At 66.3% G+C, this 22,515-nt stretch carries 16 protein-coding genes and 2 pseudogenes; all 18 read right to left on the minus strand.

Annotated elements, in window-relative coordinates:
* Positions 1-909: an outer membrane protein assembly factor BamD gene (locus tag ACVWY5_RS26320; protein WP_028332540.1), complete on the minus strand. Its 909-nt coding sequence runs from the start codon at positions 907-909 to the stop codon at positions 1-3.
* Positions 910-1,152: 243 nt separating this feature from the next.
* Positions 1,153-2,115, minus strand: coding sequence for a UDP-3-O-acyl-N-acetylglucosamine deacetylase (gene lpxC, locus ACVWY5_RS26325; RefSeq protein ID WP_028332541.1), 963 nt, complete (start codon positions 2,113-2,115; stop codon positions 1,153-1,155).
* Between the two features lie 350 nt (positions 2,116-2,465).
* Positions 2,466-4,256, minus strand: coding sequence for a cell division protein FtsZ (gene ftsZ / locus ACVWY5_RS26330; protein WP_028332542.1), 1,791 nt, complete (start codon positions 4,254-4,256; stop codon positions 2,466-2,468).
* An 89-nt stretch (positions 4,257-4,345) separates the two neighbouring features.
* Positions 4,346-5,662 carry a cell division protein FtsA gene (gene ftsA, locus ACVWY5_RS26335; protein ID WP_028332543.1) on the minus strand — a complete coding sequence of 439 codons (1,317 nt, stop codon included), beginning with the start codon at positions 5,660-5,662 and terminating at the stop codon, positions 4,346-4,348.
* Complete coding sequence (locus ACVWY5_RS26340) at positions 5,659-6,666, minus strand: FtsQ-type POTRA domain-containing protein (protein WP_028332544.1); 1,008 nt, start codon at positions 6,664-6,666, stop codon at positions 5,659-5,661. The genes ftsA and ACVWY5_RS26340 overlap by 4 nt, the downstream gene beginning before the upstream one ends.
* A pseudogene (locus tag ACVWY5_RS26345) lies at positions 6,606-6,899 on the minus strand (D-alanine--D-alanine ligase); the annotation flags it as partial. The pseudogene ACVWY5_RS26345 and the gene ACVWY5_RS26340, both read right to left, overlap by 61 nt.
* A gap of 98 nt (positions 6,900-6,997) precedes the next feature.
* Positions 6,998-7,984 (minus strand): D-alanine--D-alanine ligase, encoded by a 987-nt coding sequence (locus ACVWY5_RS26350; RefSeq protein ID WP_028332545.1) that lies wholly within the window; start codon positions 7,982-7,984, stop codon positions 6,998-7,000.
* A 142-nt stretch (positions 7,985-8,126) separates the two neighbouring features.
* Positions 8,127-9,048, minus strand: a pseudogene (gene murB, locus ACVWY5_RS26355) (UDP-N-acetylmuramate dehydrogenase).
* 2 nt (positions 9,049-9,050) lie between these two features.
* The gene (gene murC / locus ACVWY5_RS26360; protein WP_028332547.1) at positions 9,051-10,454 is read right to left on the minus strand and encodes a UDP-N-acetylmuramate--L-alanine ligase; all 1,404 of its coding nucleotides are present in this window, start codon (positions 10,452-10,454) and stop codon (positions 9,051-9,053) included.
* 120 nt (positions 10,455-10,574) lie between these two features.
* Positions 10,575-11,675: an undecaprenyldiphospho-muramoylpentapeptide beta-N-acetylglucosaminyltransferase gene (gene murG / locus ACVWY5_RS26365; protein WP_028332548.1), complete on the minus strand. Its 1,101-nt coding sequence runs from the start codon at positions 11,673-11,675 to the stop codon at positions 10,575-10,577.
* Between the two features lie 35 nt (positions 11,676-11,710).
* Positions 11,711-12,862 (minus strand): putative lipid II flippase FtsW, encoded by a 1,152-nt coding sequence (gene ftsW / locus ACVWY5_RS26370; protein ID WP_016846580.1) that lies wholly within the window; start codon positions 12,860-12,862, stop codon positions 11,711-11,713.
* Between the two features lie 551 nt (positions 12,863-13,413).
* On the minus strand, positions 13,414-14,814 hold the full coding sequence (gene murD, locus ACVWY5_RS26375) for a UDP-N-acetylmuramoyl-L-alanine--D-glutamate ligase (RefSeq protein ID WP_028332549.1): 1,401 nt from the start codon (positions 14,812-14,814) through the stop codon (positions 13,414-13,416).
* An 8-nt stretch (positions 14,815-14,822) separates the two neighbouring features.
* A complete protein-coding gene (mraY, locus tag ACVWY5_RS26380; protein ID WP_028332550.1) occupies positions 14,823-15,929 on the minus strand; it encodes a phospho-N-acetylmuramoyl-pentapeptide-transferase in 1,107 nt (368 codons plus the stop codon).
* Between the two features lie 10 nt (positions 15,930-15,939).
* Positions 15,940-17,373, minus strand: a complete 1,434-nt coding sequence (locus ACVWY5_RS26385; protein ID WP_028332551.1) for a UDP-N-acetylmuramoylalanyl-D-glutamyl-2,6-diaminopimelate--D-alanyl-D-alanine ligase — start codon at positions 17,371-17,373, stop codon at positions 15,940-15,942.
* Positions 17,370-18,827, minus strand: a complete 1,458-nt coding sequence (locus ACVWY5_RS26390; protein WP_028332552.1) for a UDP-N-acetylmuramoyl-L-alanyl-D-glutamate--2,6-diaminopimelate ligase — start codon at positions 18,825-18,827, stop codon at positions 17,370-17,372. The genes ACVWY5_RS26385 and ACVWY5_RS26390 overlap by 4 nt, the downstream gene beginning before the upstream one ends.
* A 49-nt stretch (positions 18,828-18,876) precedes the next feature.
* Positions 18,877-20,634 carry a peptidoglycan D,D-transpeptidase FtsI family protein gene (locus ACVWY5_RS26395; RefSeq protein ID WP_028332553.1) on the minus strand — a complete coding sequence of 586 codons (1,758 nt, stop codon included), beginning with the start codon at positions 20,632-20,634 and terminating at the stop codon, positions 18,877-18,879.
* An 11-nt stretch (positions 20,635-20,645) separates the two neighbouring features.
* On the minus strand, positions 20,646-21,095 hold the full coding sequence (gene ftsL, locus ACVWY5_RS26400; protein WP_038377244.1) for a cell division protein FtsL: 450 nt from the start codon (positions 21,093-21,095) through the stop codon (positions 20,646-20,648).
* Positions 21,096-21,097: 2 nt separating this feature from the next.
* A complete protein-coding gene (gene rsmH / locus ACVWY5_RS26405) occupies positions 21,098-22,093 on the minus strand; it encodes a 16S rRNA (cytosine(1402)-N(4))-methyltransferase RsmH (RefSeq protein WP_028332555.1) in 996 nt (331 codons plus the stop codon).
* Positions 22,094-22,515 lie beyond the last annotated feature (422 nt).

Genomic DNA, 22,515 nt, shown 5'->3' on the forward strand with positions numbered 1-22,515 from the left:
CTAGCCGAGACCTATCTTCTTGAAGGTCCTGCTGATCCAGGAACCCTGATTCTCGCTCGGCTCGAGACCGCCGGACTTTACTAGATTATATGCGTCCTTGTACCAGCGGCTGTCTGGAAAATTGTGGCCGAGCACCGCGGCCGCGGTCTGCGCCTCGCCGGCGATGCCGATCGCCATGTAGGCCTCGGTGAGGCGGTACAGCGCTTCCTCGACATGGCGCGTGGTCTGGTACTGCGTGACCACGGTCTTGAAACGGTTGATCGCGGCGGTGAAGTCGCGCTTGCCCATGTAATAGCGCCCGACCGCCATTTCCTTGCCGGCGAGCTGGTCACGCGCAGCCTGGATCTTGGACTTGGCCTGGGTGGCGTATTCCGAGGTCGGATATTTGCGCACCACCTCTTCGAGCGCCGCGATCGCCTTCTCGGTGCGGCTCTGGTCGCGCGAGATGTCCGGGATCTGGTCGAAATGCGACGCCGCGATCAGGTACTGGGCGTAGGACGCATCCGGGCTGCCGGGATGCAGCGTGACGTAGCGGGTGGCAGAGCCGATGCAGCTGTCGTAGTCGCCCGCCTGGTAGAACGAATAGGCCGACATCAGGAGCGACTTGCGCGCCCAGTCGGAATAGGGATGCTGACGGTCGACTTCCTCGAACTTCTTCGAGGCGGCCTTCAGGTCCTTCTTCTCGTTCATCATGTACAAGCCCTCATTGTAGAGCTTGTCCGCGGGCTCATCGACGAACGTGTCGTCCTTGGCCATGAACTTGTCCCACAGCGCGCCGGTGCCGCAGCCGCTGAGCGGCATGGCCAGCACGATCAGGCCCGCCGCAAAACGCAGCGTGCGCGCGGCCTTGGTCAGGCCGGAGACGTCAGAAGAATTGCGTGATTCGAGCGCCATACGCATTGCCGACATGAATTTTAAAACCTGACGCCTTTGATGCGGTTAACGGCGACCCCACTCCACCCATGAACCGCGGTCATGGATGCAACACTTCCAGTGCCTTGACTGCCGTTACTCGCAACCGCAGGCCTGCTTAGCCGAAAAATGACCGTGGACCAACCGAATACGGAGCCATTCCGCCGGGAATAAGGCGACCCGACGAAGCTCACAGCCTGCTGTGGTTGTTACGGAAATTGGACCGGACGCCTGCGGCGATCAGGACACGTCCGGGCCATAGGCCGGGGCGACGAGACCGCCCACGGTGCCTGCACCGGCTTCGACATGGCCACGGGCCGGCCGCCGAGCCGTCTCCGATTCGACCACCCGCCAGGCGCTGCGGTCGGTGAGCAGCGCCTTCAGCACCGCGTTGTTGAGCTTGTGGCCGCCCCGTACCGACCGGTAGCTGCCGAGCAGCGGCAGGCCGGCCAGCGCCAGATCGCCGATCACGTCGAGCACCTTGTGGCGGGCGCATTCGTCGGCGTAGCGCAGGCCCTCGGCGTTGAGCAGACGGGCCTCGTCGAACACCACGGTGTTGTCGAAGGACGCGCCGAGCGCGAAGCCTGCGCCCCACAGCCGCGCCACGTCGCTCATGCAGCCGAACGTGCGGGCCCGCGCAACCTCGCGGCGGAAACCTTCCGGCGACAGATCGAAGGAGAAGGTCTGGCGGCCAATCACCTGGTTGGTGAAATCGATCTCGACTTCAGCGCGGAACCCGCCGGCGAACGGACGCAGTTCGCCAACCGATTCGCCGATCTTGACTTGCACCGGCTTCAAAACCTGGATGAAGCGACGGACGCCGGGCTGGGTCACAATGCCCGCCTGATCGATGGCCGCGACGAACGCCGCAGCGCTGCCGTCCATGATCGGAACTTCGGCGCCGTCGACTTCGATGGTGGCGTTGTCGACGCCCATGCCGCGCAGCGCCGCGAGCACGTGCTCGGCGGTCGAAACCAGCGGCCCTTCGCGGTCACCCAGCACCGTCGCGAACTCGGTCGCGATCACCGCATCGGCGGTGGCCACGACTTCGCGGTCGGAACCGTCGAGACCGGTACGGACAAAAATAAAACCCGCATCAACAGGTGCAGGTCCCAGGGTGAGACTAACAGGAAGACCGGAATGAACGCCTACGCCAGTCACGGTGGCTTGCGACCGAAGCGTTGTTTGACGGCTGAACTTCATTCGATAATGCCCACTACCCGACTTCACTCAATTCAAGTGGCCAAATTTCCCCAAGGCCGACTCGCTTGAGCTCCCCAAGTCACGGCAGACCATAGTCACAGCCCTAAACCGCGCCAACTCACGCTTCTTTACCGATTGTTACCCCATCTCCGCCGCATTCACGCCCAAGGTTAACCAAATTACGGCAGCGAAAACGGTCCTCGGCGACGCGCCATCTGACCACCGAAAGAATAATTAATCATTTAAAATCAGTTGCTTGTTTATCCGGCGCAATCGCTTGTGCGCGACAAGGAAAAGGCCCCGGCGGTTCCCCGCCGAGGCCTTCTTCGTAGCCAAGGTTGTAACAAACTTCAGTTTGCCTGCCGGCGCAGGAAGGCCGGGATATCAAGATGGTCGTCGCCCTGTGGCGCCGGGGCAACAGGTGCCTGGCGGCCATGAGCGTCCAGACCCTGCGGCGCAGGGCGCTTTGCATATTCGGATACCGGCGATTCGTTCGCCGAGATCTGCTGGGCGACGCTGCGGGCCGGCTTGCGCTCGGGCAGCGGCGGCATCGTCGGCATGGCCGGACCAGAGGTACGGGCCGCGATCGGCGGCTCGGTCTCCTCGTCGCGGCGGCCGAGGCCGACATTGGCCAGCCGCTGCAGCAGCGACAGGCGGGTCTTCTGCGGGTGCTCCACCTCGCCGTCACCGCTGGCCTGGCGGATTTCGGCCTGCGCCGGCATCGGCAGATCCTCGAACTTCGGCATCCGCGGAGCACGGACCGGCGACCGTTCCGCCGCCTGCGGGATGAAGGTCTCGGGCGGCATCGGCTCATGCTGCTCGGCCCGGGCGGCCTCGTGGTCCGGGAACAACGAGGGCTTCTGGGCAATCGGCCGCACGGTGACGTCACCGTAGGAGGCCGGCTGCATCGGCGCCTGGGCAGCCGGCGCGCTGTCGGGAGCAACCGCGGCGGCGATCGCCGCGAGCGCGGCGCGCTCGACAGCCGGACGCTGCTGCGGAGCGGCGGGAGCTGCAATCGGGGCGACCGTCACGCCGGTCGGCGGTTCCAGCTTCTGGGCACGCTCGGCCATGCGCTGATTGTCGGCACGCAGGCGGGCGGTCAGATCGGCCAGCCGGCTCTCCGGCGAACCGCCCGACTGCTGCGCGGCGGGAGCCTGGGCGCGGGAGGCGATCGCGGCCTGCTCGATACCGGTTGCGACCACCGAGACGCGAATGACGCCGTCGAGCGATTCGTCGAAGGTGGCGCCGACGATGATGTTGGCGTCGGCGTCGACCTCCTCGCGGATGCGGGTGGCGGCTTCGTCGACCTCGAACAGGGTCAGGTCCTTGCCGCCCGTGATCGAGATCAAGAGGCCGCGGGCGCCCTTCATCGAGCTGTCGTCGATCAACGGGTTGGCGATCGCGGCTTCCGCGGCGGTCAGCGCGCGCTTCTCGCCGGTGGCTTCGCCGGTGCCCATCATCGCCTTGCCCATTTCACGCATCACGGCGCGGACGTCGGCGAAGTCGAGGTTGATCAGACCTTCCTTGACCATCAGGTCGGTGATGCAGGCGACGCCCGAGTAGAGCACCTGGTCGGCCATCGCGAAGGCGTCGGCGAAGGTGGTCTTCTCGTTGGCGACCCGGAACAGGTTCTGGTTCGGAATGATCAGCAGCGTGTCGACCACCTTGTGCAGCTCGGCGATGCCGTGCTCGGCGGTGCGCATGCGGCGCTGACCTTCGAAGTGGAACGGCTTGGTCACCACGCCGACGGTGAGGATTCCCATCTCGCGCGCGGCCTTGGCGATCACGGGTGCAGCACCGGTGCCGGTGCCGCCACCCATGCCGGCGGTGACGAACACCATGTTGGCGCCGGTGAGGTGATCGCGCAGCTCGTCCATGACCTCCTGCGCGGCCGCAGCGCCGACGTCGGGCTGCGAACCGGCGCCGAGGCCCTGGGTGACCTGGGTGCCCATCTGCACGATGCGCTGCGCCTTCGACATGGTCAGCGCCTGCGCGTCGGTGTTGGCGACGACGAAGTCGACGCCCTGCAACCCGGCGGTGATCATGTTATTGACGGCATTACCACCCGCGCCGCCGACGCCGAAGACGGTGATCCGCGGTTTCAGCTCGCTGATGTCAGGGGGTGTCAGATTGAGTGCCATGGTTGCCTCTCTCGATTATGCGCGCGTTGGTTCGTCCCGGCCGCTGGCCGCCGGAGCTGGTGAAAATGCTGTGAGCCGGGGTGCGGTCATCAGAAGCCCTCGCGAAGCCATCGTCCGACCTTTCCGAAGTAACCGTCTGTCCCTGTCCTGAGCTGCCGCGTGCGCCGCGGTTCGACATGTTCAAGATGTGCGTATTGCGGATAGACCAGGAGGCCCGTGGGCACCGAGAACGAGGCGCCCTTCGCCTCGTTCGGCAGCCGGCCGAAGCCGAGCGGCCGGCCGATGCGGACCTGACGGTTCAGGATGCGGGTGGCAAGCTCGACGGTGCCGGTGAGCTGCGAGGCGCCGCCGCTCAGCACGACGCGCGCCCTCGGCTCTGCCGCAAAGGGGGAATCCGCGAGCCGGTCACGGACCATTTCGAAAATCTCCTCGGCGCGATGCCGGACAATGTTCGCAATCGTGGCGCGGGACACGATTTGCGGTGTCTCCCGATCATCGCCTGCAGTGGGAACGGACATCAGCTCGCGCGAGTCCGAACCGCCGGTCAGCACCGTGCCGTATAAAGTCTTGATTCGCTCGGCATCCGCAATGCACGCGCCGATGCCGCGCGCAAGGTCCATCGTGATGTGTTGCCCGCCCAGCGCAAATCCGGATGCGTGCACGAGACGTCCGCCGGAATATGTCGCGATCGTGGTCGATCCCGCGCCCATCTCGACGACGGCAGCGCCGAGATCGGCCTCGTCATCGGTCAGCACCGAGAGGCCCGCAACATAGGGGCTCGACGCCATGGCTTCGACGTTGAGATGGCAGCGCTCGACCACCAGCATCAGGTTCTTGGCGACAGTCGCGTCCGACGTCACCACGTTCATGTCGACGCCGAACTGGCGCGCCACCATGCCTCTGGGATCGCGGATGCCCTTGACGCCGTCGAGCGCGTAGCCGACCGGCAGCGCGTGCAGCACGGTGCGGCCCGCGCCTGCGGCGTGGCGCATGCCGGCGGACGTGACGCGGCTGATATCGTCCGAGGTGACCGAGCCGCCGCGGATATCGGCCGCGGCTTCGACCAGCTGGCCGTGCTGCCGGCCGCCGGAGACCGACAGCAGGACGGATTCGACACGGACCTTGGCCATGCGCTCGGCCAGCGCCACCGCATGGCGTACCGCCTTCTCGCATTCGGCGAGATCGACGACAGAGCCCGCCTTGACGCCGCGCGACTGGATCTGGCTGTAGCCGATCAATTCGACCGCATGGGTGCGTCCGCGCAGCGCCTCGTTCGGCGGCGACGGCCTCAGCCGCGCGATCATGCAGGCGATCTTGCTGGAGCCGACATCGAGCGAAGCCACCATCGCGGTGCGCTTCTGCATCGGGCGGGTCTTCGGGGTCAGGTTGCGATCGAGGCCGGTCATGCTGAGTCACCGGCCTTCTTCTTGGACTTCTTGTCCTTGAACAATTCGTCGCGCGCCTTGCCGGCGTCCTCGGACAATTGCACGATCAGCCGATCGGGCAGGCGCATGTCGACGGCGACAATGTCGCGCGAGAACAGCTTCTCGTCCTTGTCGAGCCTGGAGAGCGCAGCGAGCGCGTTGCCGACGTCGTTCTCCGGCAGGCGGACGTCGAGACCGTCCTTGAGGCGCAGGTTCCAGCGCCGCTCGCCGACGAAGATCGCGGCCTTGGTCACCGAGCGCACCTGCGGGTAACGGTCGAGCAGCGCCAGGAAGTCGTGGGCCCTGACGTCGGCGCCCTTGCCGACTACCAGCGGCAGATTGAGGAAGCGGCGCGAGACGTAGGGCTCGAGCACCGCGCCGTCGGAGGCAATCACCGACAGGCGGCCGTTCTGCTGCCACAGCGCGAAGGCGGTGCGCTCGACGATGTCGATCTGCAGCCGGCCCGGATAGAGCTTCAGGATCGTTGCATCCGCGATCCAGGGATTGGCCTTCAGCTTGGCGCGCACGGTGTCGGCGTCGAGGAACAGCAGCGAGGAGCGGCCATTGACGCCGCCGATCGCGAGCACCTCGTCCTGGCTCAGCTGCTTGCGGCCGTTGATGCCGACGGTGGTGATGCGGAAGCCGGCGGTGTTGGCAAGCGCGTTGCGGGTGTCGCTGAGCGCGGTGGTGAATTCCTCGACATGGCCGCCCTTGACGATGCCGAGGCCCAGGCTGCCGAACAGGATCGCGAGCGTCGCGACCAGGCCGATGCGGCGCGGCAGATAGCGTTCGACCATCAGGATGTAGCGGTTCGGCGGCTCGCGATCGATCACCTGCGGCCGCTTGGCGGGACGCCGCCTGCGGCGCGCGAGATGGGCGCCAATATACTCGCGCAGCAGCACCGCCGCTCCAATAGCGGCTGCTCTCAGGTCAGCTTGAGGCCCCAGCGATCGCAGCGATCGGGTGAGGCGTCCTGCACCATCCATTGCACGAGCTCGTCACATGTTGCGCCCGCAAACCCCGCGGGTCCCGGCACAAATCACGTCTCGGCTAGACCGGTGGGATTAGAGTGGCCCCTGTTCCCTGGTTGCGATCCTCGAAGCGGTAATCCGCGACAGCTCACGCCCCGGCAGCCAAGCGCTACATGCGCCGCCAGCGTTAACCTTCGGGCTTCCTGGTAAACAAACGGTAAATGACTTCGGCCTGGCGCGTGTTTTGATCAACGCTGTGAGTACTTTGCCGCGAACTCGTTAGCATTTTAGCAACAGCGCCCGGGTTCCATCCGGCCGACCAGGGCGGGTTCCGCCCGGCCGGGCATTAACTTCGGACGCGGCGGCGGGCCAGCTCGATCTGGCCGGTGAGGAAGTCGGCAAAGGCGATGCCCTGTGCTTTCAAGGCCTTAGGGTACAGTGATGCCGCGGTGAGCCCCGGCAGGGTGTTGGTCTCGAGATAGACCGGGCCATTGGCCGAGACGATGAAATCGCTGCGCGAGTAGCCCGCGCAGGACAACGCACGATGCGCCCGCAGCGCATGGTCCATGATCGCGGCGCTGACCTCGGGCGCGAAGCGGCCGGGACAGATCTCCTGCGTCGACTTCAAAAGGTATTTGGCTGTGTAGTCGAAGGTTCCCTCCCCCGGCACGATCTCGATCGGCGGCAGCGCGAACACGGAGCCGTCGGACTGCTCGAGCACGCCGCAGGTCGCCTCCACGCCCGACACGAACGGCTCGATCAGATATTCTTCATGCTTCGCGGCATTGCGGACCGCGACGAGATCCTGCTTCGCGTTGACGAAGATCAGCCCGTAGCTCGATCCGTCCTTGGCCGGTTTTGCGATCAGCCTGCCGTGTTTCGCGAAGGCGTCATCGATCTGTTCGACATTGATGCCCTGCGGCGCGTTGAGGCCTGCGATCGAGGCGAAGCGCTTTGCCGACGGCTTATCGAACGCCAGATGCGACGATGCCGAGCCGGAGCCGGTGAACGCGACGCCGCGCATCTCGCACATCGCCTGCAATTCGCCATTCTCGGCGCGGCCGCCATGCAAACCGAACACCAGCACCCGCTGCTCGGCGCTCGCCTTGTCGAGCGCCTGCTCGAGCGCGATGCCGCGACCGTCGGGCTTGAAGTCGACCTCGAACGGCCGCGTGTGGCCAAGCAGTTTTTCCGACGTCACCGCGTGCACCGTGTCGTCGACGTCCCAGAACCAGAGATCCGCGTCGGGCAGCGCGCGGTACAGCGCCTGCGTGCTCGCCACCGAGACCAGCCGCTCCTTGTTGGTGCCGCCGAACAGAATGGTCACCTGCATCTTCTTTGCCTGTCTTCGCTACTTCCGTCATTCCGGGATGGTCCGAAGGACCAGACCCAGGTGCGCAATCGCGCACCCGGGAATCTCGATTAACGACCTCTGGATTCCGGGTTCGATGCTGCGCATCGCCCCGGAATGACGACTACGATGAATTTCCGATCCGCTTGATTTCCCAGTGTAGCTCAATTCCGCTGCTTTGCTTGACCCGTTCGCGCACCGTCTCGCCGAGCGTCTCGATGTCGTGCCCGGTGGCGTTGCCGGTGTTGATCAGGAAATTGCAGTGCATCTCCGACACCTGCGCGCCGCCGACCTTGAGGCCGCGGCAGCCGGCGGCGTCGATCAGCTTCCAGGCGCTGTTGCCAGGTGGATTCTTGAAGGTCGAGCCGCCGGTCTTTTCGCGGATCGGGCTGCGCGGTCTCGCGATGGCTCTGCACCTCGTTCATGCGGGCGCGGATCACCTCAGCATCGGTGATCGTGCCGCGGAAGCGCGCCGAGGTGAAGACGATGGACGGATCGACGCCGCTGTTGCGATAGACGAACTTCATGTCGGCATTGCCGAACGTATGCTTCGTTCCATCGCGGCCGATGCCGGTGGCCTCGATCAGCACGTCTTTGGTCTCGCCGCCGTTGGCGCCGGCATTCATGCGCAGCGCGCCGCCGACCGTGCCGGGAATGCCGAAGAAGAATTCCATGCCGCCGATATCAGCCGCCGCAGCCGTCTCGGCGACGCGCTTGTCGAGCGCCGCAGCGCCGGCGGTGACGACATCGCCGACCGCGCGGGTCTCGCCGAAGGCGCGCGGCGCGAGCCGGATCACGACGCCGGGCATGCCGCCATCGCGCACGATCAGATTGGAGCCGACGCCGACGACATAGACCGGCAATTCCTGCGGCAGGCGGTTCAGGAAATAGGCGAGGTCATCTTCATCTGCCGGTGTGAACAGCACCTGCGCCGGGCCGCCGACGCGAAACCAGGTCAGCTCCGCCAGCGACTGGTTCGCCAGCAGCCGCCCGCGCAGCTCCGGCATCGCGGCTTTCAGATCGGGCGTGATGTCGGGGAAGGTCACGATCACCCCAGCGCCTTCAATTCGGCAGGCAGTGCGTAGGCCCATTGCGTGATGTTGCCGGCGCCGAGGCAGACGACAAGGTCACCGGGCTTGGCGAGGCCGTGCACGATCTTTGCGAGTTCGCCCGCGTTCGGCAGCGGGACAACGTTGCGATGGCCGTGGGCGCGCAGGCCGGCGGCGAAATGGTCGCGGTCGATGCCGGCGATCGGCGCCTCGCCGGCCGGATAGACCTCCGCGACCACGACCGCATCGGCATCGTTGAAGCAGGTGCAGAATTCCTCGAACAGCGATTGCAGGCGGGTGTAGCGATGCGGCTGCACCACGGCGACGATCTTGCCGTTGACAGATTCCCGCGCCGCCTTCAGCACGGCTGCGATCTCGACCGGATGATGACCGTAATCGTCGATCACGGTGATGCCGTTGGTCTCGCCGGTCTTGGTGAAGCGCCGCTTGACGCCGCCGAAACCGGACATGGCCTGGCGGATGACGTCGTCGGACACGCCGAGCTCGTGCGCGACCGCGATCGCCGCCGTCGCATTCGATGCGTTGTGGCGCCCCGGCATCGGCAGCATGATATCGGCGATCTCATGGACCGCGCCGGACTTGCGATCGCGGATCGCGACCGAGAATTTCGAGCCGCCGCCCATCGGCGTCAGATCCTTGAGCTGCGCATCGGCCTGCGGGTTCTGGCCGTAGGTGATAATGCGGCGGTCTTCGATCTTGCCGACGAGAGTTTGCACCACGGGGTGATCGGTGCACATCACGGCAAAGCCGTAGAACGGGACGTTCTCGACGAAATTGCGGAACGCGTCCTGGATCGCTTCGAAGGTCTTGAAGTGATCGAGATGCTCGGGGTCGATATTGGTGACGATGACGACGTCGGACGGCAGCTTCAGGAAGGTGCCGTCGCTCTCGTCGGCTTCGACCACCATCCAGTCGCCGGCACCGAGCCGCGCGTTGGAGCCATAGGCGTTGATGATGCCGCCATTGATCACGGTCGGGTCGAGCCCGCCGGCATCGAGCAGGGTCGCCACCATCGTGGTCGTGGTGGTCTTGCCATGGGTGCCGGCGATCGCGACGCAGCTCTTCAGCCGCATCAGTTCCGCCAGCATCTCGGCGCGCCGCACCACCGGAATGCGTCGCGCGCGGGCCGCCATCAGTTCGGGATTGTCGCGCTTGATCGCAGTCGAGACCACGACGACATCGGCGCCGTCGACATTCTCGGCGGTGTGGCCGACCGAGATCTTGGCGCCCTTCTTGCGCAGCCGGTCCAGGTTGTAGTTATCCGAAGCATCGGAACCCTGCACGGTGTAGCCGAGATTGATCAGCACCTCGGCGATGCCGCTCATGCCGATGCCGCCGATCCCGACGAAGTGAATGGGTCCGATCTCGCGCGGCAGTCTCATGTTGCTAACACCTTCATCGTGTCCGGGCTCACCCGGCAATCCTCCGACTTATGAAAGACTGATATGGCCAGGACAAGCCCGGCCATAGCGTCCCATGGCCGAAAATTCTTCGAAAGCGGCCTAAATTCCTGCCACTTTCGCCACCAGATCGGCTAGCCGCTCGGCGGCATCGAGCCGGCCGACGCCGCGCGCTGACGCCGCCATCGCGGTCAGTTTCGCGGGCTCGGCGGCGTAGGCCGAAATGTCAGCGGCCAGCCGCTCGGACGTGAAGTCGCTCTGCGCGATGCGCAGCGCGCCGTTCGCCTGCGACAGCACGCCGGCATTGGCGAACTGGTCCTGATCGATTGCGCCCGGCAGCGGCACCAGGATCGAGGGCCGGCCGATCGCGGCGAGCTCGGCGACCGTGCCGGCGCCGGAGCGCGAGATCACGAGCTGGCTCGAGGCGAGGCGCGCCGGCAGGTCGGCGAAGAACGGCGCGAGCTCGGCGTTGATCTCGAGCCGGTCGTAGACCGCGCGCACCCGATTCATGTCCTCTTCGCGCACCTGCTGGGTGATGATCAGGCGGCTCCACAGCGCGGGCGCGAGCTGCTCGATCGCCGGCGGCACGATATCGCTCATTACCCGCGCGCCTTGGCTGCCGCCGACGACGAGCAGGCGCAGCGGCCCGTTCGCCTCGGGTGGCGTGTAGTTCACCGCCGCGGCCGCGAGGATCGCCGGACGCATCGGCGTGCCGACCGTGGTGGCCTTGCCCGCGAGCGCGGGATCGCGATCGAGCACCCCGGGCAGCGAGGTCGCGATCGCGTTGACGCGGCCGGAGAGGAAACGGTTGGCGCGGCCGAGCACCGCATTGGCGTCGTGGATGATGCCGGGCACGCCGAGCAGCCGCGCCGCCATCAGCGGCGGCAAGGTCGGGTAGCCGCCAAAGCCGACCACGGCCGCGGGCTTCAGCCGGCGCACCAGATTGGCGGCGACCAGCGTGCCGTAGCCAAGCATCAGCGCGGTCCGCGCCAGCGAGATCGGGTTGCGGCTGCGCACGGTCGCGCTCGGCACGAGGTCGATGCTCTCCCTGCCGAACAGGCCGGAATAGCGCAGCGCGCGGCCGTCTGTGGCGAGCCGGACGCGCAGGCCACGCCTGATCAATTCCACGGCGAGCGCTTCGGCCGGGAACAGATGGCCGCCGGTGCCACCGGCCGCCAGCAGAATCAGAGGCGCGTTGTCCATGGTTTCCAGATAACCGACACGACCGTCACAGTCACCTACGCGTAGGCGCGCTGAGCGCTGGCGCCCTCCATCGATTCGATCTCGGTGCGCGGCCGCTGCCGCGTCAGCGCCAGCATCATGCCGACGCCATAGGCAAGCGACACGAACGAGGAACCGCCATAGGAAATGAACGGCAGCGTCATGCCCTTGGCCGGAATCAATTGCAGATTGACCGCCATGTTGATGGTCGCCTGCACGCCGAACAGGATCGCAAGCCCCGACGCCGCGAAGCGCGAGAACATGTCCTCGGTGGCATAGGCGCGGGTCAGCGTGCGGATCACGATGAAACCGAACAGCGCCACCAGCATCAAGCAGAGGATGATGCCGAACTCTTCCGCCGCGACCGCGAACACGAAGTCGGTGTGGCTGTCCGGCAGGCTGCGCTTGGCGATGCCCTCGCCCGGCCCCAAGCCGAACCAGCCGCCGTTCCAGAACGCTTCCATCGCGGTGTCGACCTGGAAGGTGTCGCCGGAGGCGGGATTCATGAAGCGCTTGATGCGGCCGGCGACGTGCGGCACCAAAAGATAGGCGCCGAACAGGCCGGCGCCCGCCGCGCCGGCGAGCCCGAACACCCAGATCATCCGCATGCCCGCGATGAAGAACAGCGCGCCCCACACGGTGAGGATCAGCATGGTCTGACCGAAGTCGGGCTCCATCACCAGCAGCGTGACCAGCGTCAGCAACAGCACCAGCGCCATCGAGGTCGCCGGCATCTCCGGCCGCTTGGTCGATTCCGCAAACAGCCAGGCCGCGACGATGACGAAGGAGGGCTTTGCGGCTTCGGAGGCCTGGATGTTGACGCCGAGCAGCGTGATCCAGCGCCGCGAGCCCTTGACCTCGGGCCCGACCAAGAGCGTCAGCACGATCAGCGCGATCGAGACCGCGAACACGATCAGCGCGGTGCGCCGGATCTGCCGCGGCGTCATGAACGAGACGCCGATCAGCACCATCAGCGACGGCACCAGGAACATGACGTGGCGGTTGAAGAAGTGGAACGGATCGAGCCCGATCCGGGTCGCCACCGGTGGGCTCGCCGCCAGCGACAGGATGACGCCGGCCAGCATCAACGCGGCGATCGCCACAAGCAGCAGCTTGTCGACGGTCCACCACCAGTCCGAGAACGGGGTGCGTTGGTCACGGGCGAGCATGGGCGTCCCCAGATGGCAGAGATAACGTCCATTCGTGGCGCAGGATGGTTTCCAAGGGGTTAACGGGTTGGGTAACTTTTGAGGGAGGTGGATTGGCGCCTCAAGCACGGGTGTCTGGATGCCCGCATGGGCGGGGCATGACACCGGAGAGAATGAGAGCCCACGGCTCCTTCCGCGCGTCGTCCCTGCGAAAGCAGGGACCCATACTCCGCGGCGGATGGTGTTGAAGCGACTCGTCGTTCCGACGTCGCGCAACAATCAGCGTCGGTGGTTATGGGTCCCTGCTTTCGCAGGGACGACACCGAGTGTTGGGCGCCTCTTGCGCGTCATACGTCCGCATTCTCGCGACATGAATCCGTCCGAGCTTTGCATCGTTTTGCCCGCTCTTGAAGCGGGCGCAGGGAAAGCCGGGTGCCGATCGCACCCATGGGCCCCGGGCGATGGGTAGAAAGCTCGGGGGTAGGACCACAGGTGTGGCCGGAAACAACCCGGCCTTCCCTGCGCGATGGGTTTCGCTGCGCTCTACCATCCTACGATTCTACGGCGTGACGTCACACCACCGGCTTGACGCCGGGCAATGCCTGGACGATGTCGCGGAAGGCGGTGCCGCGGATTTCGAAATTGCGGTACTGGTCGAACGAGGCGCAGGCCGGCGACAGCAGCACGACGGCTTCCGCGAGCCCCGATGCCTCGGCATCGCGCGCGGCGCTGGCGATCGCGACGTCGAGCGTGCCGGACATGTCGTGCGGGACGCGCTCGCCGAGCGTGCCGGAGAATTCGGCCGCCGCCTCGCCGATCAGATAGGCCTTGCGGATGCGCGGAAAATATTCGGTCAGGCTGGTGATGCCGCCGGCCTTCGGCTTGCCGCCGGCGATCCAGTAGATGTCGGCGAACGAGGATAGCGCATGCGCGGCCGCATCCGCGTTGGTACCCTTGGAGTCGTTGACGAACAGCACGTTGCCGCGGCGGCCGACCTGCTCCATGCGGTGCGCGAGACCCGGGAAGCTGCGCAGGCCGTTCTGCAGCACGTCGGTCGCGATCCCCATCGCCAGCGCGCAGGCCGAGGCGCAGGCGGCGTTCTGCGCATTGTGCAGACCGCGCAACGAGCCGGTGCCGCCTAACCGCGCTATCTCGCTGCGCGCCGCGCCCGACGCACGCACGATGGTCTCGTGCTCGACATAGAGGCCGTCGGGCAGCGGGTTCTTCACCGAGATGCGCACCACGCGCTTGCCGGCGCGATCGAGCCGGTCGGCGATGTTGCGGCACCAGATGTCGTCGACGCCTGTTATCGCCGTGCCGCCGGCCTGTACGCCGGCGACCAGCCGCTCCTTCACCGCCGCGTAATGCTCGAGCGTGCCGTGGCGATCGATGTGATCCTCGCTGATGTTGATCAGGATGCCGACCGACGGATCGAGCGACGGTGCGAGATCGATCTGGTAGGATGACATCTCGATCACATGGACACGCCCCATGCGCGGCGGCTCCAGCGACAGGATCGCGGTGCCGATATTGCCGCCCATCTGGGTGTCGTAGCCGGCGACCTTCATCAGATGCGCGATCAGCGCGGTGGTGGTCGATTTGCCGTTGGTGCCGGTGATGGCGACGAATGGCGCGTTCGGCGCGTGACGGCGCCGCTCGCGGCAGAACAGTTCGACGTCGCCGATCACCTCGCACCCCACCTCGCGCGCCTTCAGCACGCTCCAGTGCGGCGCCGGATGGGTCAGCGGCGCGCCGGGGGTCAGGATCAGCGCGGCGAAATTCGCCCACGACACGGTGCGCAGATCAGCGGTAGTGAAGCCGGCCTGCGCCGCCTTGACGACGTTGTCGGCATTATCGTCGGCCGCGATCACCTCGGCGCCGCCGGCCTTCAGCGCCTGGCAGCTCGCAAGCCCGGAGCCGCCGAGCCCGAACACCGCGACCGTCTTGCCGGAGAAGGAGGTGACCGGGATCATGGCGACGCTCAGCGCAGCTTGAGGGTGGAGAGGCCGGCGAGCGCCAGCATCACCGAGATGATCCAGAACCTGATCACGATCTGCGGTTCGGTCCAGCCCTTCTGCTCGAAATGATGGTGCAGCGGCGCCATCCGGAACACGCGCTTGCCGGTGAGCTTGAACGAGGTGACCTGGACGATGACCGAGACCGCCTCCAGCACGAACAGGCCACCGATCACGGCGAGCACGATCTCGTGCTTCACCGCAACCGCCGTCGCGCCGAGCATGCCGCCGAGCGCCAGCGAGCCGGTGTCGCCCATGAAGATCGAGGCCGGCGGCGCGTTGAACCAGAGGAAGCCGAGGCCTGCGCCAAGCACCGCGCCGCACAGCACCGCCAGTTCGCCGGTGCCGGCGACGTAATTGATCTGCAGGTAATCCGAGAACACCGCGTTGCCGGTCAGGTACGAGATCATGCCGAAGCTTGCGGCGGCAATCATCACGGGCACGATCGCAAGACCGTCGAGACCGTCGGTGAGATTCACCGCGTTGCCGGCGCCGACCATCACGAAGGCGCCGAAGATCACGAAGAACCAGCCGAAATTGATCACGAGGTCCTTGAAGAACGGAATCACGAGCGAGGTCGACGACACGTCGCGCCCGAGCCGGACCAGCGCGTAGGTGGCGGCGAGCCCGATCACCGCCTCGATCAAGAGCCGCAGCTTGCCGGCGAAGCCGCTGTGCGACTGCTTTGTGACCTTCAAATAATCGTCATAGAAGCCGACGAAGCCGAAGCCGAGCGTCACCGCCAGCACGATCCAGACATAGGGATTGAGCGGATTGGCCCAGAGCAGCGTCGACACCACGAGCCCGGACAGGATCATCAGCCCGCCCATGGTGGGCGTGCCCTTCTTGGAGATCAGATGCGACTGCGGACCGTCGGTGCGGATCGGCTGGCCCTTACCCTGCCGCAGCCGCAGATGATCGATGATCCAGGGCCCGAACAGGAACACGAACAGCGCGCCGGTCACCATCGCGCCGCCGGTGCGGAAGGTGATGTAGCGGAACACGTTCAAAGCGCTGCGGAACGCCCCAAACCCCGGAACGGTGTTGGACAGTTCGATCAACCAGTAGAACATTCGAGGGGTCCTATACCGCTTCTTCGTGCGCGGCCTTGTCGGGGAAGCGTTTTTCCAGCGCGCTGACAATGAGCTTCATCTTCGATCCCAGCGAGCCCTTCACCATGATCACGTCACCGGCACGGACCGCGGCAATCGCCTGCGCTTCGAGCGCCGCCGAGCTCTCGGCATAGCCTCCCCGCTTGCCGGTGGAAAGGGCATCCCACAGATTCCGCATCAGCGGACCACAACAATATACGAGGTCGATGCGGTTGGCGGTCACGGCCTCGTTGAGGCCGCGGTGCAAATCGGGCCCGGTCGGCCCGAGCTCGAGCATGTCACCGAGCACCGCGATGCGGCGGCCATGCGGCCCGGTCTGGGCCTGACCGAGCACGTTGAGCGCGGCGCCCATCGAGGCCGGGTTGGCGTTGTAGCTCTCGTCGATCAGCGTCGCCTCGCCATGGCCGACCTCGAGAGTGCGGCGGAGGCCGCGGCCGGTCGGCGCCGCGAGCTGCGACAGCGACAGCGCCGCGCGCGCGATATCGGCGCCGAGCAGCGAAGCGCCGGCGAGCACCGCGAGCGAGTTCATCGCCATGTGCCGGCCGGGCATGCCGATCTTGTAGGTGATGTCATGATCCAGAATATCCGCATGCACCGCCGAGCAGGTCGCATGCAGCGAGAGGTCGAGCAGCCGCGCCTCGGCGCGCTTGTCCGCGCCGAACGAGACGATGCGCGAGATGCCGGCCTGCCTGGCCCGCTGTTGCAGCCGCGCGAATTGCCCGTTGTCGCGGTTGAGCACGACGGCGCCATCGGGCTCGAGCCCTGCGAAGATCTCCGCCTTGGCGTCGGCGATCGCCTCGATGCCGGCGAAGAATTCCAGATGCACCGGCTCGATGGTGGTGATGATTGCGACGTGCGGGCGCACCATCTTCACCAGCGGCGTGATCTCGCCGGCATGGTTCATGCCGATCTCGAACACCGCAAAGCGCGTGCTGGCCGGGCAGCGCGCCAGCGACAGCGGCACGCCCCAATGATTGTTGAACGACGCCACCGAGGCATGGGTCTCGCCCTGCGCCGACAGCACGCGGCGCAGCGCCTCCTTGGTCGAGGTCTTGCCGACCGAGCCGGTCACCGCGACGATCTGCGCGTTGAGCCGCGCGCGCGAGGCATGCGCGAGCTCGACGAGGCCGGCGAGCACGTCGTCGACCACCAGCAGCGGCGCATCAGTGGGAAACTTCGCCCGTTGCGCGGTCTCGACCACCGCGAGCCCGGCACCGCCCTTCAGCGCCGCCTCGACGAAGGCATGGCCGTCATGGACGTCGCCCTTGATCGCGAAATACGCTTCGCCCGGCGCGATGGTGCGGCTGTCGATCGAGAGACCGGTGACGCCGTCCGGCAGCGTGCCTTGCGTGGCGGCGCGCATCGCCGTCGCCATCGCATCCGAGGTCCACAACATCGTGCTCATGCGCCCTCCGCAGCCAATGCACTGGCGACCGCCTCATGATCGCTGAACGGCAGCGTCGTGTTGCCGACGATCTGCCCGACCTCGTGGCCCTTGCCGGCGACCACCAGCGCATCGCCCGGCGCGAGGCCGGCAATGCCGGCGCGGATCGCCGCGGCGCGGTCGCCGATCTCGCGCGCGCCCTTCGCCGTCGCCATGATCGCGGCGCGGATCGCCTCCGGCTTCTCGCTGCGCGGATTGTCGTCGGTGACGATGACCTGATCGGCATTCTCGGCCGCGATCGCGCCCATGATCGGACGCTTGCCGGCGTCGCGGTCGCCGCCGGCGCCGAAGATCACGACCAGCTTGCGCTTGGCATAGGGCCGCAGCGCCTGCAGCGCCTTGGCGAGCGCGTCTGGCTTGTGGGCGTAGTCGACGAAGATCGGCGCGCCATTGTGCTCGCCGACGAATTCCAGCCGGCCCTTGGCGCCTTCGAGATGTTCGAGGCAGCCGAATACGTCATCGGCGGCGCTGCCGGTGCCGATCGCGAGCCCGGCCGCGACCAGCGCGTTCTCGATCTGGAATTCGCCGACCAGCGGCAGCCGGATCGCGTGCTTGCGCCCGCGGTGCTCGATCAGGAGCCGCTGGGCAAAGCCTTCGATGGCGGCATCGAGGAGCTTGATGCCATCGCCTGCATCGGCGTTGCGCCCGACCGCGATGATGCGCAGGCCGCGCGAGCGCGCCGCATCGATCACCTCGGCCGAACAGTCATGATCGGCCGAGATCACCGCGGCGCCGCCTGGCGCGACCAGATCGCGGAACAGCCGGAGCTTTGCATTGAGATAATGCGCGACATCGGGATGATAGTCCATGTGGTCGCGCGACAGATTGGTGAAGCCGCCGGCGGCGATGCGCACACCGTCGAGACGATACTGATCGAGGCCGTGCGAGGACGCCTCGAACGCCAGATGCGTGACGCCGTCGCTCGCGATCTCGTCGAGCTGGCGATGCAGCGCAATCGGATCCGGCGTGGTCAGCGAGCCGTAGACAGTGCGCTTGTCCGAGACGAGGCCGATGGTGCCGATGCTGGCGGAGGAATGTCCGAGCCGCTGCCAGATCTGGCGTGTGAATGCTGCGACCGAGGTCTTGCCGCTGGTGCCGGTCACCGCCGCGATCGTCGCCGGCTGGCGGGAAAAGAATTTGGCCGCGGCGAGCGCCAGCGCACGGCGCGGATTCGGCGTGATGACGAAGGGGGCGCGCGCGTGACCTTGCGGCAGATGGTCGCTGGCGACCGCGACCGCGCCGGCGGCAATCGCCGCATCGACGAAGCGCGCGCCATCGGTCCTGCTGCCGGCCAGCGCGAAGAACAGGTCGCCCGGCTTCACCGCGCGGCTGTCGACCGCAAGCCCTCCGACAATGAGCGAGGAGGCACTCGGATCGATCGTGGCGTCATCGCTGAAGAGGTCGCGAAGTCTCATGATCTTCCAGTCTGGCCGGCGCCGTTCTGGCGCCGCGTGAGTATACGCCTTACTGGGTTGTTTTGGATGCCGCAAGAATAAGGCGGTCGGACGGCGGCAGATCGAATCGCGGTTCAACGCCCAAAAGCGGCGCAATTCGGGCGATCACATTGCCGCCGGTCGGCACCGCATTCCAGCCCGAGGTGATGAACCCGTAGGTCTCCTTCAGGGGCTGCGGCTCGTCGAGCATGATCAGGAGCTGGTATTTCGGATTGTCGGCGGGCAGGATCGCGGTGAAGGCGTTGAGCACGCGCTTCTTGGCGTAGCGGCCGTTGATCACCTTCTCCGCGGTGCCGGTCTTGCCGCCGATATAGTAGCCCTTGACGTCGGCCTTCTTCGCGGTGCCGATCTCGGCATTGAGCCGCATCAGATAGCGCATCTTGTCCGAGGTCTCCGGCTTGATGACGCGCTTGGCGAGCGCCATCGCCTCCTGCTCGGTGCGCTTCAGGAAGGTCGGGGGGATCAGGTAGCCGCCATTGACCAGCGCATCGATGCCCATCACCGCCTGCAGCGGCGCCACCGCGATGCCGTGACCGAACGAGATGGTGACGGTGTTCAATTCGCCCCACTTCTTCGGCACGATCGGGGACGCGCTCTCCGGCAGTTCGGTGCGCAGCCGCTCGAGCTGGCCCATCTTGCGCAAGAAGGCCTTGTGCGCATCGACGCCCATCGCCAGCGCAATGCGCCCGGCGCCGATGTTGGAGGAATAGTAGAACACCTCCTTCATGTTGATCATGCGGCCCATGTTGTGGTCGTCATGGATCGCGAACTTGCCGTAATGCAGCGGGCCGCGCGCATCCCACATCGAGTTGAGGTCGAACCGGCCGCTATCCAGCGCCATCGCCAGCGTGAACGCCTTGAAGGTCGAGCCCATCTCGTAGACGCCGGTGGTCAGGCGGTTGATGCGATCGGGATCGTGCGCCTCCTTCGGATTGTTAGGATCGAAATCCGGCAGCGAGACCATCGCCACGATCTCGCCGGTGCGCACGTTGGAGACGAGGCCGGAGGCGGCCTTGGCCTTGAACTTCTCTTTCGCCTTGAGCAATTCGTCGCGCAGCGCGTGCTCGACGCGCAGGTCGACCGACAGCTCCACCGGCTTCTGCAGCCGGTCGGTGGCGAAGCCCGCGCGATGCAGATCGGCCAGCCCGTTGCTGTCCAGCCACTTCTCCATGCCGGCGATGCCCTGGTTGTCGATGTTGACCAGGCCGATCAGGTGGGCGACCTCATTGCCGGTCGGATAGACGCGTTTGTTCTCGCGCAGGAAGCCGACGCCGGGAAGGCCGAGGCGATGGATGTCGCTCTGCTGCTTCGGCGTGATCTCGCGCTTCAGCCAGACGAAACCCTTGCGCGACGACAGGCGGTCGCGCACCTCGCTGGTGTCGAGATCGGGCAAGGCTCCGGTCAAAAGCTCGATCGCCTCGTCCTTGTCGATCAGCCGGCGCGGCTCGGCGAACAGGCTCGGCGCCTTGACGTCGGTGGCGAGGATTTCGCCGTTGCGGTCGGTGATGTCGGGCCTCGCGGTCGCGATGGCGTCCTGCGAGGCGGTGCGGCGCGCGCCGTGGCTGTCGGCGCCGACGGCGAACAGCACCAGCCTCCCCGCCAGCACGCAATAGACCGCAGCGAAAGCGAGGATGGCAAGACCAACGCGCGCGCGCGCCTTGGCGGCGCGGTCGACATTACTGCCGTACAGCAGCGTGCGGATCAGCCGCTGGTTCCATGGCTCGGCAGGTTTCACGGCCGGTGTGTTGGCGGGTGCCGGATCGGTCATGGCTGGTCCCGTCATTGCTGGTCTCCCCCGCCCTGCCCGGAGTCTTCGGGCGCAGGCTGGTCGGCGGCCGACTGGTCGGTCGCCGCCTTGTCGATCGATCCGGTGGTGCTGTCGGGCGCCGCGGCCGCCTCGATGGTGTCGATCATCGCGCCGATCGGATCGCGCGAACCGGGCCGCGTGAAGCTCGGCGGCCGCTCCGGCAGGTTCTTCAGGGAATCGTACTGGTTGGCGTTGATCGGCTTCAGCGGCAGATGGCGCTCGGCGAGGCCTTGCAGCCGGAGCGGAGCATCGAGCTTGGCCCATTCGGCGCGCAACGCGGCGATCGCGTTGCGCTGCTCGCGGATCTCGGCATTGAGCTGCAGCACGCGCTCGACGCGCGCGGTCGATTCCATCTTGATGCGGTAGACATAGGACGCCGCGAAGATCAGCATGCCGATGACGAGGAGATGGAGAAGGCGCATCGTCACCCTCCCCGCTTCAGGTCGGACAGCCGCGGCCATGACGGCAGGTCGTCGTCGGCGTGCACCGGCGCAGCAGTGCGTTCGGCGGCACGCAGCTTGGCCGATCGCGCGCGCGGATTGGCGGCAAGCTCGGCCTCATCAGGCGTCACCGGCCGCTTGGTCAGGATCTGAAAGCTCGGCGCCGCTTGCGCCACCTCGGGCAAATGCCTCGAACCGGCGGAGACCTTGCCGCGCAGGCTGAGGAAATTCTTGACGATGCGGTCTTCCAGCGAATGGAATGAAACCACGACGAGCCGGCCGCCCGGCTTCAGCACGCGCTCGGCCGCTGCCAGCGCCAGATAGAGCTCATCGAGCTCCTCATTGACGAAGATGCGCAGCGCCTGGAAGGTCCGCGTCGCCGGATGGATCTCGTTCGGCTTGGCGCGCACGACCTTCGCGACGATATCGGCAAGCGCGTCGGTCGTCGTGATCGGCGCGTCCTTGCGCGCGGCGACGACGGCGCGGGCAACGCCGCGCGAATGCCGCTCCTCGCCGAAGATATAGATGATGTCGGCGAGCTGTTTCTCGGAAGCCGTCGCGACCACGTCGGCCACGGTCGGGCCGCTCTGGGCCATCCGCATATCGAGCGGACCGCCGAGGCGGAACGAGAAGCCGCGTTCGGCCTGGTCGAGCTGCATCGAGGAGACGCCGACATCCATCACGACGCCGTCGACCGCATCCACCCCCTGCGATGCGCAGACCTCGGCGAGGTTGGAGAAGCGGTCCTCGACCAGCGTCAGGCGGCCGCCTGCGCCATCGACCAGATCGAAGCCGCCGGTTATCGCGGTGCGGTCGCGGTCGATGCCGATCACGCGGGTATCGGCGACATCGAGGATCGCCCGGCTGTAGCCGCCTGCACCGAAGGTCGCGTCGACATAGATGCCGCCGGCGCGCGGAGCGAGATACGCGACCGCCTCGCGGCCCAACACCGAAATGTGACGCGGCGCACGCTCGCTCATGCGCCGCTCCCGGGCGGGGCCGCGTAACTGGCATGCAAGCTGGGTGCGCGCCGATTCATTGCGCCTCGAATCCTCGCGCCCAGAGCCTTCTTCGTTCCGATTGGATCGGAACGGGGCTCTGGATTCCTGTCTTGACGCGTTTTCTTCACGCGAACCGGTATCCACTTCGCTCGAAAACACGTGAAAGAGCCGCTGCGTGACGCCAGCGCCAACTCCCGTCCTCGGCCGCAAATCCTGATATCCGACCGGAATTGGGAGGGTTTCCATGGGATTTCGCGCAAACAGCGGGGCTCAGCGTCCTTTGGCCGTCCCCCGAAACCGGTTCGGCACTTCACCTCTCAGTAACGGCACTTAACGTTAAGAAAACGTTGATGATCGGTTAGCGCAATCGCGCGGCTTTGATCCGCATTCGAGTGATACCC

The organism is Bradyrhizobium sp. USDA 3256 (genome assembly GCF_054058275.1).

Excerpts from the sequence above, each read along its gene's own strand:
- murC (WP_028332547.1), bottom strand. The coding sequence starts at position 10,454 with ATGAGACTGCCGCGCGAGATCGGACCCATTCACTTCGTCGGGATCGGC.
- ftsW (WP_016846580.1), bottom strand. The coding sequence starts at position 12,862 with ATGCTCGCCCGTGACCAACGCACCCCGTTCTCGGACTGGTGGTGGACC.
- ACVWY5_RS26340 (WP_028332544.1), bottom strand. The coding sequence starts at position 6,666 with ATGGATGGTGCAGGACGCCTCACCCGATCGCTGCGATCGCTGGGGCCT.
- murD (WP_028332549.1), bottom strand. The coding sequence starts at position 14,814 with ATGATCCCGGTCACCTCCTTCTCCGGCAAGACGGTCGCGGTGTTCGGG.
- ACVWY5_RS26350 (WP_028332545.1), bottom strand. The coding sequence starts at position 7,984 with ATGCAGGTGACCATTCTGTTCGGCGGCACCAACAAGGAGCGGCTGGTC.
- ftsZ (WP_028332542.1), bottom strand. The coding sequence starts at position 4,256 with ATGGCACTCAATCTGACACCCCCTGACATCAGCGAGCTGAAACCGCGG.
- ACVWY5_RS26390 (WP_028332552.1), bottom strand. The coding sequence starts at position 18,827 with ATGAGACTTCGCGACCTCTTCAGCGATGACGCCACGATCGATCCGAGT.
- mraY (WP_028332550.1), bottom strand. The coding sequence starts at position 15,929 with ATGTTCTACTGGTTGATCGAACTGTCCAACACCGTTCCGGGGTTTGGG.
- lpxC (WP_028332541.1), bottom strand. The coding sequence starts at position 2,115 with ATGAAGTTCAGCCGTCAAACAACGCTTCGGTCGCAAGCCACCGTGACT.
- rsmH (WP_028332555.1), bottom strand. The coding sequence starts at position 22,093 with ATGAGCGAGCGTGCGCCGCGTCACATTTCGGTGTTGGGCCGCGAGGCG.
- ftsL (WP_038377244.1), bottom strand. The coding sequence starts at position 21,095 with ATGCGCCTTCTCCATCTCCTCGTCATCGGCATGCTGATCTTCGCGGCG.
- murG (WP_028332548.1), bottom strand. The coding sequence starts at position 11,675 with ATGGACAACGCGCCTCTGATTCTGCTGGCGGCCGGTGGCACCGGCGGC.
- ftsA (WP_028332543.1), bottom strand. The coding sequence starts at position 5,662 with ATGACCGGCCTCGATCGCAACCTGACCCCGAAGACCCGCCCGATGCAG.
- ACVWY5_RS26385 (WP_028332551.1), bottom strand. The coding sequence starts at position 17,373 with ATGAGCACGATGTTGTGGACCTCGGATGCGATGGCGACGGCGATGCGC.
- ACVWY5_RS26320 (WP_028332540.1), bottom strand. The coding sequence starts at position 909 with ATGTCGGCAATGCGTATGGCGCTCGAATCACGCAATTCTTCTGACGTC.
- ACVWY5_RS26395 (WP_028332553.1), bottom strand. The coding sequence starts at position 20,634 with ATGACCGATCCGGCACCCGCCAACACACCGGCCGTGAAACCTGCCGAG.